Annotated in this window: 6 protein-coding genes; 5 read left to right on the top strand and 1 reads right to left on the bottom strand. The window is 71.3% G+C overall.

Features of this window, described 5'->3' with window-relative positions; translation table 11 throughout:
- Positions 1-47: 47 nt before the first annotated feature.
- The 3 genes from QM621_RS06590 (at position 48) to QM621_RS06580 (ending at position 9,259) form a co-directional block, all read left to right on the top strand.
- Positions 48-3,989, top strand: coding sequence for an LPXTG cell wall anchor domain-containing protein (locus tag QM621_RS06590; RefSeq protein WP_414989574.1), 3,942 nt, complete (start codon positions 48-50; stop codon positions 3,987-3,989).
- Between the two features lie 123 nt (positions 3,990-4,112).
- Positions 4,113-7,958, top strand: a complete 3,846-nt coding sequence (locus QM621_RS06585; RefSeq protein ID WP_414989573.1) for a Pls/PosA family non-ribosomal peptide synthetase — start codon at positions 4,113-4,115, stop codon at positions 7,956-7,958.
- Positions 7,955-9,259: a M1 family metallopeptidase gene (locus QM621_RS06580; protein ID WP_414989572.1), complete on the top strand. Its 1,305-nt coding sequence runs from the start codon at positions 7,955-7,957 to the stop codon at positions 9,257-9,259. Before QM621_RS06585 ends, QM621_RS06580 begins: the two co-directional genes overlap by 4 nt.
- Here the strand turns inward: QM621_RS06580 and QM621_RS06575 are convergent.
- Positions 9,216-9,668, bottom strand: coding sequence for a hypothetical protein (locus QM621_RS06575; protein ID WP_414989571.1), 453 nt, complete (start codon positions 9,666-9,668; stop codon positions 9,216-9,218). The two genes, QM621_RS06580 and QM621_RS06575, sit on opposite strands and share 44 nt — an antisense overlap.
- Between QM621_RS06575 and QM621_RS06570 the strand changes: the two genes are divergently transcribed.
- Both QM621_RS06570 and tyrS read left to right on the top strand, forming a co-directional pair.
- Entirely contained in the window at positions 9,667-10,251 is a 585-nt protein-coding gene (locus QM621_RS06570) for a DNA-3-methyladenine glycosylase (protein WP_414989570.1), read from the top strand. The two genes, QM621_RS06575 and QM621_RS06570, sit on opposite strands and share 2 nt — an antisense overlap.
- Entirely contained in the window at positions 10,248-11,504 is a 1,257-nt protein-coding gene (gene tyrS / locus QM621_RS06565) for a tyrosine--tRNA ligase (protein ID WP_414989569.1), read from the top strand. Before QM621_RS06570 ends, tyrS begins: the two co-directional genes overlap by 4 nt.
- Positions 11,505-11,860 lie beyond the last annotated feature (356 nt).

Here is an 11,860-nt window from a genome sequence, read left to right as displayed (position 1 = left end):
GATGTCGTGTCGTCGCTCTGCCGTGTCCGTCCTGGAAGGGACTTGTGATGAATCGTCTGCGTCGTGTGTCGGCCCTGTCGGCGTCGATGGTGCTGCTCGCCGTGTCGCTGTCCGTGGTGGGGGGTCCTGCGGTCGCTGATCCGGGCACGCCCGGCGACACCACCGACAAGGCACCGGAGCGGCTGTTCCTGGAGGACTTCGAGAACTTCTCGCAGGCGTCGGGCGGCGCGATCTCGATCCTGGACTACGAGAGCAGCCAGGAGTACGACGGCGTCCCGGTCACCTACAACGCCGAGGAGCAGTGGGCGAACCCGGCCCAGGGCAACGGCATCGTGCTCGCAAGCAACAGCACGACCGCCGAGATCAGCGCCGTCGGGTACAGCAACAACACGGGCATCAACAACCTGAAGACCCTGGCGCGGAGCCTGGGCACTCTTTACAACACCCGTCCGGACGACGACGTCGACATCTACGAGAACCACGCCGTCACGGCCTGGTCCGCGAGCATCGCGTCGTCCGACAACGCCATCGAGGTCGAGACGGAAGTGCCGATCCCGTTGCCGAGCGGCAAGCGTTTCGTCAACTTCTCCGTCGACGTGGCGAACCTGAACTGCGCGTCCAGCGGTAACCCGCCGCAGCTGAACTTCTTCCTGGTCGGCGACCGCGACGACGACACCACGGAGACCGCGCTGAACAGCACCCCCGGCACCGGCTGCGGCACGTACACCTCGGGGACGCACGCCAACACCGTCACCGGCGACAAGGCCGCGCTGGTCGACGGCGGCGACGCCTACCTGCGGGTGCGCAACGCCAGAGGGACGGCCGGCGGCAACGACCACGCCTTCGACAACATGGAACTGCTCGACGTCACCCCGCAGCTCGACAAGCACTTCGGCGCCGCCGACAGCGACTACGCCGCCGAGACCACCGCCCTCGTCGAGGCCGCGACCCCGCTGACCTTCACGATCACCAACACCAGCGAGCTCGGCGAGAAGACCGGCTGGGAGTTCACCGACAGCCTCCCGTCCGGCCTGAGCCTCGCCGACTCGCAGGTCGCCAGCACCTGCGCGGCGGCCACGGTGACCTCCGACGGCGCCAACGCCCTCGCCGAGGGCGACACCACGATCCAGGTGACCGCCGGCTCGATCGCCGCCGATGTCGAGTCCTGCACGATCACCGTGTGGGTCGAGGCCGACGCGGCGGGCTCCTACGTCAACGGCCCCGACCAGATCGAGGTCGCCGGCCTGGACGAGCCGGCCGACGCCACGCTGAACGTGATCGACGCGACCGTGTCGGCCACCTGCGGCGACAGTGCGACCCGCGCCACCGAGCGCTTCTGGTACTTCGGCAACCAGGCGAGCATCGACTTCGGCATCTCCGGCGACACCACGCGCGTCGTCGGCGACAGCGACGTCGCCACCACCAACGGCGAGGGCACCACGGTCGTCACGGACACCTCCGGCGACCTGCTGTTCTGGGCCAACGGCGAGCGGGTGCTCGACAAGAACAGCGACCCCATGCCCAACGGCACCGGCCTGACCACCGCCCCCTCGGCGACGCAGACCGTGGCCGCCTTCCCCGCCCCGACCACCACGGGCAAGTACTTCGTCGTCACCACGACCGGCTCGGTCGAATCCGGCGCCGGCGAGCTGCTCTACAGCGAGGTCGACCTGACCGCCAACGGCGGCCTCGGCGAGGTCTCGGCGACCGACAAGAACCTCCCGGTCACCTCGACGCTCACCGACTACGCCTCCGAGGCGCTGGTCTCGGCCCCGAACGCCGACGGCACCGGGTACTGGGTCATCACCTACACCTACAACCAGCCCTACATCGTGGCCTTCGAGTTCGACGACGACGGGCCGACGGGCACCGTGGTGCAGAGCCTGCTCCCGACGTCGAACAACGCCCAGTTCGGCACGCTGGCGTTCAGCCCCGACATGACCCAGCTGGTCGCCATGACCGGCAGTTCCAACGGCGGCAAGCTGCGCCTGCTCACCTTCGACGCGGCCACCGGCCAGATCGGCCAGAAGGCGGAGTGGGAGACCGGTGACGGCGGCAACGCGGGCTACAGCGCGGCCTTCTCCCCGTCGGGCGACTACGTCTACGCGACCAACATCTTCGGCACCGGCCACCTCTACCGCTACGACGTGTCCGACCCGACCTCCGGCGCGGCGATCAAGGCCACCGAGCTGGACGTCACGACCATCGGCTCCTCCGGCGGCCAGGTGCAGCGCGGCCCCGACGGCCGCATGTACGTCGCTAACAACGGCAGCACCACCCTGACGGTCGTCAACGATCCGGACAATGCGAGCACCACGGCGTCCGACCTCGACATCGGCTCGCTGACCTTGGCCGACGGCACCGCCAGCGGCTTCGGCCTCCCGCAGATGGTCACCGGCTGCCCCTACGGCGAGCCCTTGGTCATCGAGAAGTCGTCGGAGCTGACCACCGACGAGGGGACGGAAGGCCAGGGCGACGTCGGCGACGTCATCACCTACACCTTCACGGTCAACAACTACAGCGCCGACGAGGTCGTCGGCGTGTCGATCACCGACTCGAAGGTCACCGGCATCACGCCGACGACCGCGACGATCCCGTCCGGCGGAACGCAGGTGTTCACGGCCGAGTACGTCATCACCCAGGCCGACGTCGACGCCGGGGTGATCCTGAACACGGCCACCGCGTCGGGAGAGCTGCCCGACGGCAGCACGTACACCAGCGAGGAGGACGACGACTACTACGTCCCCGCGCCCCGTGTCACGGACATGACGATCGAGAAGACCACCGACCTCGACGAGGACGAGACGGTCAGCACCGGCGACGTCATCACCTACACCTTCACCGTCGCCAACACCGGCAACACGACGCTGTACGACGTGACGGTGAACGACCCGATGGAGGGCCTGTCGGAGATCAGCCCGACCAGCGTCGACTCGCTCGCCCCCGGCGAGGAGCAGGTGTTCACCGCGACTTACACGGTGACCGAGCAGAATGTCTGGGACGGCCACGTGTCGAACTCGGCGACGGTCACGGGCACGCCCCCGGCGCTCACGCCGTACGAGGGGAACGAGGACCCGGACGATCCCGAGCCGCTCACCTTCGGTCCGGCCACCACGACGACGGACACCGACGGCCCGGAGCAGTCGCTGACGACGGTCAAGACCAACGAGCTGACGACCGACGCCAACGGCAACGGCGAGGCCGACGTCGACGACGTGATCACCTACACGATCACGGTCACCAACACCGGCAACACCACGGTCGACGACGTGACGGTCGATGACGAGATGGAGGGCCTGTCGGAGATCACCCCGACCAGCGTCGACTCGCTCGCCCCCGGCGAGGAGCAGGTGTTCACCGCGACGTACACGGTCACGCAGGCCGACATCGACAGCGGCGAGCTGACCAACACCGCGACGGCCTCCGGCACGACGACGCCTCCGGGCACGACCACGCCGATCGAGGTGACCTCCCCGTCGGCCACGTCCACGAGCGAGGAGCTGGTTCCGGACCCGTCGCTCGACCTGGTCAAGAGCGCCGACCTGCAGGACGCGAACGGCAACGGGCTGGCCGACGTGGGCGAGTACATCCTCTACACGTTCACGATCACCAACGACGGCAACACCACGATGGAGAACGTGCGCGTGGTCGACCCGCGGGTCACCGGCCTGACGCCGGTCGACGTGACGCTGGCTCCCGGCGAGGTCGTCACGGTCACCGCCGATCCCTACGAGGTGACGCAGAACGACCTGGACGCCGGAGGCGTGGTCAACGTCGCCTCGGTGCGCGGCAACGTGCCGGGCGGCTCGGAGATCAGCTCCGAGCAGGTCTCGGTGACCTCCGAGACGTCCCCGGTCGAGGAGGTCGAGGGCGAGCTGCCCTCGACCGGCATCGACCGCGACATGGTCCGGTGGACCGTGTTCGGCCTGCTGTTCGTGGCCGCGGGCCTCTACCTGTTCGCCCGCCGCCGTCAGACGCTGCTGCGCTGACGGAGGACGCTCGCCCGCACCCTCAGGGACCGAACGATCTTCGGTCCCTGAGGGTGCGCGCTCGCGTCTCGAATCCGACGGCCGCGTCACCGGTTGTTCACCTGACTGTGCGACGCTTCGCCGGTGACTGACTCGCCGTTGCTGCGCTCGGCCGCCGCGCCGCCGCCGCGCACCCTCGTCGACGTCCTGCGGGCCAGCGTGGAGGCCGCCGCCGAGGAGCCGGCCCTCGACAACGGCGCGGAGTCGCTGACCTACGACGAGCTGTGGGAGCTGGCCTCCCTCGTCGCCGAGGAGCTGAACGAGCTGGGCGTCGGCCGGGGCGACCGGGTGGGCGTCCGGCTCGACTCCGGCACGGTCGACCTCTACGTCGCCATCGTCGGCGTGCTGCTGTCGGGCGCGGCCTACGTCCCCGTCGACGCCGACGACCCGGCCGAGCGGGTGCGCACCGTCTTCGCCGAGGCGCAGGTGGCGGCGGTGATCGGCGACGGCCTGCACATCGCGCCGCGCGGCGAGACCCGTCCGCCGAGGCCCGGCGAGGAGCCCGGCCCGGACGACGACGCCTGGATCATCTTCACCTCCGGCTCCACCGGCACGCCGAAGGGCGTCGCGGTGCGCCACCGCAACGCCGCCGCCTTCGTCGACGCCGAGGCGCGCTGGTTCCTCGCAGGCGATCCGCTCGGTCCCGGCGACCGGGTGATGGCGGGGCTCTCGGTCGCCTTCGACGCCTCCTGCGAGGAGATGTGGCTGGCTTGGCGGCACGGCGGCTGCCTCGTGCCCGCGCCGCGCTCGCTGGTCAAGAGCGGGGCCGAGTTGGGCGGCTGGCTCGTCGCCAACCGGATCACGGTCGTCTCCACGGTGCCGACGCTCGTCCTGCTCTGGCCGGCGGGCGCCCTCGACCGGGTGCGGCTGCTGATCCTCGGCGGCGAGGCCTGCCCGCCGGAGATCGGCGCCCGCTGGGCCCGCCCGGAGCGCGAGGTCTGGAACACCTACGGGCCGACCGAGGCCACCGTCGTCGCGTGCGGCGCGCAGGTGGGCGTCGAGGGTCCGGTGCGCATCGGCCTGCCGCTCGACGGCTGGGACCTCGCCGTCGTCGACGCCGAGGGGCGGCCGGTCGGCGAGGGGGAGACCGGCGAGCTCATCATCGGCGGCGTCGGCCTGGCCCGCTACCTCGACCCCGCCAAGGACGCCGAGAAGTACGCCCCGATGCCGACCCTCGGCTGGGAGCGCGCCTACCGCAGCGGCGACCTCGTGGTGAACGACGCAGACGGCTTGTTCTTCCAGGGCCGCGCCGACGACCAGGTGAAGATCGGCGGACGGCGTATCGAGCTCGGCGAGATCGACAGCGCCCTGCTCGCCCTGCCCGGCGTGGTCGCCGCGGCCGTCGCCGCGCGCAAGAGCGCCGCCGGCAACACCGTGCTCGTCGGCTATGTGCGCGCCGACGACGCCTTCGACCGCGCCGCCGCGACGCAGCACCTGCGCGCGACCCTGCCCGCCGCGCTCGTCCCGCGCCTCGCCCCGGTCGACACGATCCCGACGCGCGTGTCCGGCAAGGTCGACCGCGACGCGCTGCCCTGGCCGCTGCCCGCCGAAGAGGCCTCGTTCGACGACCTCGGCCCGCGCGCCGCCTGGCTCGCCGGGATCTGGCACGACCTGCTCGGCGCGAGCCCCACCGACGCCACGTCGGACTTCTTCGACCTCGGCGGCGGCAGCCTGACCGCCGCGCAACTGGTCGCCCGCGTGCGCGAGGACGTCCCGGAGTTCACCGTCGCCGACGTCTACGAGCATCCGACGCTCGGCGACCTCGCCACCGTCATCGAGCAGAGCCAGGGCCGCGAGGGCCCCGCGAACGACCCGGTCGCCCCGGTCCCCCTGGCCTCGCGCGCCACGCTGACGGCGGGCACGGTGGTCGTCCGCACCGTCGGCGGGCTGCGCTGGCTGGCCTGGCTCGGCCTCGCCGCCCTAATCGCCCGCGGACCGCTGGACGCCGCCTGGGTCCCGGCCATCTCGTGGGGGTGGGTCGCGCTGCTCTGGGCGGCGCTGATGACGCCGCCGGGACGGATCGTCGTCGCGGCCGCGCTCGCCCGTGTCGTCCTGGCCGGAGTGCGCCCGGGCCGGCACCGACGTGGCGGCCTCACGCACTTGCGGGTCTGGTTCGCCGAACGTCTCGTCGAGGAGGTCGGCGCGACCGGCCTCGCTGCGGCGCCCGCGATGACCTGGTACGCCCGGCTGCTCGGCGCGAAGGTGGGACGCGGCGTCGACCTGCACACCATCCCGCCGGTCACCGGCTTCCTGCGGCTCGGCGCCCACTGCGCGATCGAGGCCGAGGTCGACCTCGCCGGACACTGGATCGACGGCGACGTCTTCCACCTCGGCCGCGTCGAGGTCGGCAAACGCGCCCGGATCGGCACGCGCAGCACCCTCGTCGGCGGCGCGAAGGTCGGCAAGGAGGCCGAGATCGGCCCCGGCTCGGCGGTCTTCGGCGAGGTCCCGGCGGGCGAGTACTGGTCCGGCGCGCCCGCCGAGCCGGTCGGCACGGCCCGGGGTCCGGCGGCCGAGGGCTCCGCGCCGCGCCGTCGTCGTTGGATCGTCGGCTACACGCTGACCGGCGTCGCCCTGTCGAGCCTGCCGGGCGTCAGCCTCATCGGCGCGCTGACGGCATGGCTGGCGCTCACCGGCGTGCCGACGGGCTTCGGCGACGCGGTCCGTTCGGCGGTGCTGGGCGTGCCCGTCGTGACGACGTTCGCCGGGCTGCTCCTCGCCGCCCTCATCGCCGTGATCGTGCGGCTCCAGGGCCGTGGCTTGGAGCCGGGCACGCATCCGATCCACAGCGCGCAGGCCTGGCGCGCGTGGACCATCGTCCGACTGCTCGACGAGGCCCGCACCTGGCTGTTCCCGCTCTACGCCAGCTGGCTGACGCCCGCGTGGCTGCGGCTTCTGGGCGCGAAGATCGGCCGCGACGTCGAGGCGTCGACCGTGCTGATGATCCCCAGTCTGACCACGGTCAACGACGGCGCCTTCCTCGCCGACGACACGATGCTCGGCATGTACGAGCTGGGCGGCGGCTGGCTGCGTGTCGAGCGGGTCAAGATCGGCCGCCGCGCCTTCGTCGGCAACTCCGGCATGACCGCGCCGGGTCGCAAAGTGCCGAAGGGCGGCCTCGTCGCGGTGCTGTCGGCCGCGCCCCGCCGCGCTGCCGCCAAACCCGGCTCGTCCTGGCTGGGCAGCCCGCCGGTCAAACTGCGCCGCGCCACCGGCGAGAGCGACACCCGCCGCACCTTCGAGCCGCCCGCCCGCCTGCGCGTCGCCCGGGCGCTGATCGAGTGCTGCCGGATCACGGCAGTGTGGACGGCCGGCTGGATCGCCGCGCTGACCGCGCTCGGACTGCTCTGGCTGGCCGACCGGTCCTGGGCGCTCGCCGCCCTGCTCGCCGGGGCCGTGTTGGCGGTGGCGGGCGTCGTCGCCGCGCTCGTGACCGTCGTCGCGAAGTGGGCGCTCGTCGGCCGGGTCGCCCGCTCCGGCCATCCTCTGTGGAGTGGTTTCGTCTGGCGCAATGAACTGGCCGACGCCTTCGTCGAGGTCGTCGCCGCCCCGTGGTTCACCCGTCACGTGCTGGCCACGCCGGTGCTCACACTGTGGCTGCGCGGCCTCGGAGCGCGCATCGGCCGGGGCGTCTGGTGCGAGACCTACTGGCTGCCCGAGCCCGACCTCGTGCGCCTCGACGCGGGCAGCACGGTCAACCGGGGGTGCGTCGTCCAGACCCACCTGTTCCATGATCGAATCCTCAGCATGGACACCGTCACCCTCGCGAAGGGCGCGACGCTCGGCCCGCACGGCGTCGTGCTCCCGGCGGCCGCGCTCGGCCGTCACGCGACCGTCGGCCCGGTGTCGCTGGTGATGCGCGGCGAGTCGGTCCCGGCGAAGACCCGCTGGATCGGCAACCCCGTCGGCCCGTGGAACGAGGACGTGTGAGGCGACGGACCGACGGCGACGCCTACGTTCCCGGCCATGGCGACCCCTCCTTCGCCGTCGACCACTACGACCTCGACCTGACGGTCAACCTCGCGGCCAACGCGCTGTCCGGCGTCGCCACGCTGACCTGTCGGGCGCTGGCCGACCTCGCCTCCTTCGAGCTCGACCTCTACCGGCTGCGCGTCGGCAAGGTCGTCATCGACGGACGTCCGCCCGCCAAGCACGCCCAGCGTCGGCACAAGGTCGTGCTGCGCCCGCGCGCCACGATCCCGGCGGGCGCCGCGTTCACCGTGAAGATCCCCTACTCGGGCTCGCCGCGCCCCATGCCCGGCAAGGACGGCGAGGCAGGCTGGGAGGAGCTGGAGGACGGGCTCATCGTCGCCTCTCAGCCGCACGGCGCGCCGAGCTGGTTCCCCTGCAACGACCGCCCCGACGACAAGGCGACCTACGCCTTCACCGTCACCGCGCCGCAGGGCTACACCGTGGTCGCCAACGGCCGACCCGGCCCGACGCGACGGCGCGGCAGCACGAGGGTCTGGACGTACGCCGAGGACGCCCCGATGGCGAGCTATCTCGCCACCCTGCAGATCGGCCGCTATGTCGCGCTGCCGGGGGAGTCCGTCGGCGTCGCCCTCACCACCTGGTGCCCGCCCGCCCGTAAGCCCGCGGTCGCCGAGGCCTTCGCCGACCAGCCGGCCATGGTCGAGAGCTTCAGCCGCCTCTTCGGCCCGTACCCCTTCGCGAGCTACGCCGCCGTGGTGACCGACGACGAGCTGGAGATCCCGCTGGAGGCGCAGAGCCTGTCGATCTTCGGCTCCAACCTCGCCTACCGCGCGTGGTCGGCGCAGCGGCTGATCGCCCACGAGCTCGCCCACCAGTGGTTCGGCAACAGCGTCACGCTGCGGCACTGGCGCGACATCTGGCTGCACGAGGGCTTCGCCTGTTACGCCGAGTGGCTGTGGTCGGAGGCCTCCGGCGGCCCGACCGCCGACGCGCACGCCCGTCAGCACCACGCCCGGCTCTCCGGGCTGCCGCAGGACCTGCTGCTCGCCGATCCGGGACCGGACGACATGTTCGACGACCGGGTCTACAAGCGCGGCGCGCTCACCCTGCACGCGCTGCGTCTGCGGGTCGGCGACGACGCCTTCTTCGACCTGCTGCGCGCCTGGACGAGCCGTTTCCGGCACAGCACCGTCACCACCGACGATTTCGTGGAGTTGACCGGGGAGCTCACCGGCCTCGACGGCGCGGAGCTGTTCAGCCCGTGGCTCGACGAACTGCCGCTGCCCGCCCTGCCGTGACGACCTGCCACTCGTCGGCGACGCAGGCGACCGCCGCCGCGCACCCGTCCGGCGCGTCGATGTCGCGGGAGGCGACGTGGAGCGGATCATCGCCGGTGATTCCCGTCCCGACCGCCTTGCCCCGCGCCTCCCGGTGAGCCCACGCCGGATCGGCGTCCACGTCCACCCCGACCGGAGCGCTCGCGCACCAGGCCGCGACCGCGTGGTCGCCGTGCCGTGACAGGCTCGCCCACCCCGCCCGTCGGCCACCGGCCCGCAGGAACGGACGTCCGTGGTCGCTCGCTCCGCAGTCCGGGCACACTCGCCCTTCCACGATCTCCGCGACGGACACGTCCAGCGCCGCCGCGACTACGCGACGCAGCAGCCCCTCGTCGTCGGCGTGGCCCCACGCGATATGAACGACGTCCATGGAGACCAGTGTCGACGAACGGGCGCGGGCGCTGCTCGGCCGGGAGTTCACCGCGCACGGCGTGACGGTCGTGCTGACCGAGGTGGAGGCCTACGGAGGCGTGCTCGACCCCGCCTCGCACGCCTACACCCGCACGCCCCGCTCGGAGATCATGTACGGCGATCCCTGGCGGCTGTACGTCTACCGCAGCATGGGCATCCACCACTGCGCCAACATCGTCACCGGCCCGACCGAGACCGCCTCGGCCGTGCTGTTGCGCGCCGGGCGGGTCACGGGCGGCCTCGATCTCGCCCGCGAGCGACGGCCCGGCGTGGCCGACGTCCACCTCGGCCGCGGTCCCGGCAATCTCGCCAAGGCGCTCGGCATCACCCTCGCCGACCTCGCCACCCCCGTCCTCGACGACGCCTCGCCGATCCGTCTCGGCGAGCGAGTCGAGACGCCCGACCGGATCGCCGCCGGACCTCGCGTCGGCGTCTCGAAAGCCGCCGACGTCCCGTGGCGCTTCTGGATCGACGGCGACCCCACCGTCTCGGCCTACCGCCGCTCGCCCCGTGCCCCGGCTGCGAGACAATCGCCTGCGTGAGCGACATCCTCGACGACCTGGACGCGCGCGGCCTGATCGCGCAGAGCACCGACGCCGACGCCCTGCGCGCGGCCCTGAACGACGGCTCGATCTCGTTCTACGTCGGTTTCGACCCGACCGCGCCCAGCCTGCACATCGGCAACCTGCTGCAACTCTTGCTCGCGCGACGTCTCCAGGAGGCCGGCCACCGCCCGGTGATCCTCGTCGGCGGCTCCACGGGCCTCATCGGCGACCCGAAGCAGTCGGGCGAGCGCGTGATGAACAGCAAGGAGACCGTCGCGGAGTGGGTCGAGCGGATCCGCTCCCAGGTCCAGCGCTACGTGTCCTTCGAGGGCGACAACGCCGCGATCGTGGTCAACAACCTCGACTGGACGAGCCAGCTCAACACCCTCGACTTCCTGCGCGACATCGGCAAGCACTTCCCGGTCAACCGCATGCTCGCCCGCGACGTGGTCAAGAGCCGGTTGGACTCGGGCATCAGCTACACCGAGTTCAGCTACGTCCTGTTGCAGTCGATGGACTTCCTGGAGCTGTTCCAGCGGCACGGCTGCGTCCTGCAGACCGGCGGCAGCGACCAGTGGGGCAACCTCACCGGCGGCGTCGAGTTGATCCGCCGCTCTCTGGGGGAGAAGGCGCACGCCCTCTCGACGCCGCTCATCACCAAGGCCGACGGCACCAAGTTCGGCAAGACCGAGTCCGGGACGATCTGGCTCGACCCGGAGCTGATGAGCCCGTACGCCTTCCACCAAGCGTGGATCCAGGCCGAGGACGCGAAGGTGGGGGAGTACCTCAAGCAGTTCACCTTCGTGCCGGTCGACGAGATCGACGCGTTGATGGCCGAGCACGCCGAGGCTCCCGGCAAGCGGCTCCCGCAGCGGCGGCTCGCCCGTGAGCTGACCACGCTCGTGCACGGGGAGGCCGAGACCGACGCGGCGGAGTTGGCCGCCACGGCGCTCTTCGGCCGAGGCGATCTCGCTGACTTGCCGGAGAGCACCCTCGCGGCCGCGCTGACGGAGGCCGGCCACGCCGAACTCGCCCCCGAGGTGACGATCGTCGACGCCCTCGTGGCCACGGGTCTGTCGGACAGCAAGTCCGCGGCCCGTCGTGCGGTCAAGGAAGGTGGCGCGTACGTGAACAACGAGCGGGTCGACGACGCCGAGCGCACCCTCGCCGAAGTCGGTTCTTCCGTCGGTTCCTGGCTGGTTCTGCGCCGCGGAAAACGCCAGATCGCGGGCGTCAAGCTCGTCTCCTGACCAGTGTGACTCGGATCACGCCACCCCGAGTTGACGAGTCCGGAAACGTGCGTGTAATGTTCTTCTTGTTGCTCAGCGCGACGGGGCGCGGCCGAGAGGCCGGGCTCGCAGCCTGACCGACTGCTCTAACCGAAACGATTAATGCCGCTTCAATGTGGAGGCTGATCGTGGGAAAACGGAGAGTACGAAGAAGCCCCAGATTGAAGCCGACCGATGTTCGGCGGATGGTGGTGTGCGTCTGATTCTTGAGAACTCAACAGTGTGCTAATAGTCGACGAGATTAATTAGTTAGACCCCTTCCTTCTGTCCTGTTTGGGATGGTTGGTTGGGTCGATTCCGACAATTTTGTTTGTCAG

Source organism: Aeromicrobium sp. (assembly GCF_047606445.1).
Taxonomy (GTDB): domain Bacteria; phylum Actinomycetota; class Actinomycetes; order Propionibacteriales; family Nocardioidaceae; genus Aeromicrobium.
This window is presented reverse-complemented; position numbering and strand designations above follow the sequence as displayed.

What these genes read in the sequence shown, in the direction of transcription:
- QM621_RS06590 (WP_414989574.1), top strand. Translation starts at nt 48, where the DNA reads ATGAATCGTCTGCGTCGTGTGTCGGCCCTGTCGGCGTCGATGGTGCTG.
- QM621_RS06570 (WP_414989570.1), top strand. Translation starts at nt 9,667, where the DNA reads ATGGAGACCAGTGTCGACGAACGGGCGCGGGCGCTGCTCGGCCGGGAG.
- QM621_RS06575 (WP_414989571.1), bottom strand. Translation starts at nt 9,668, where the DNA reads ATGGACGTCGTTCATATCGCGTGGGGCCACGCCGACGACGAGGGGCTG.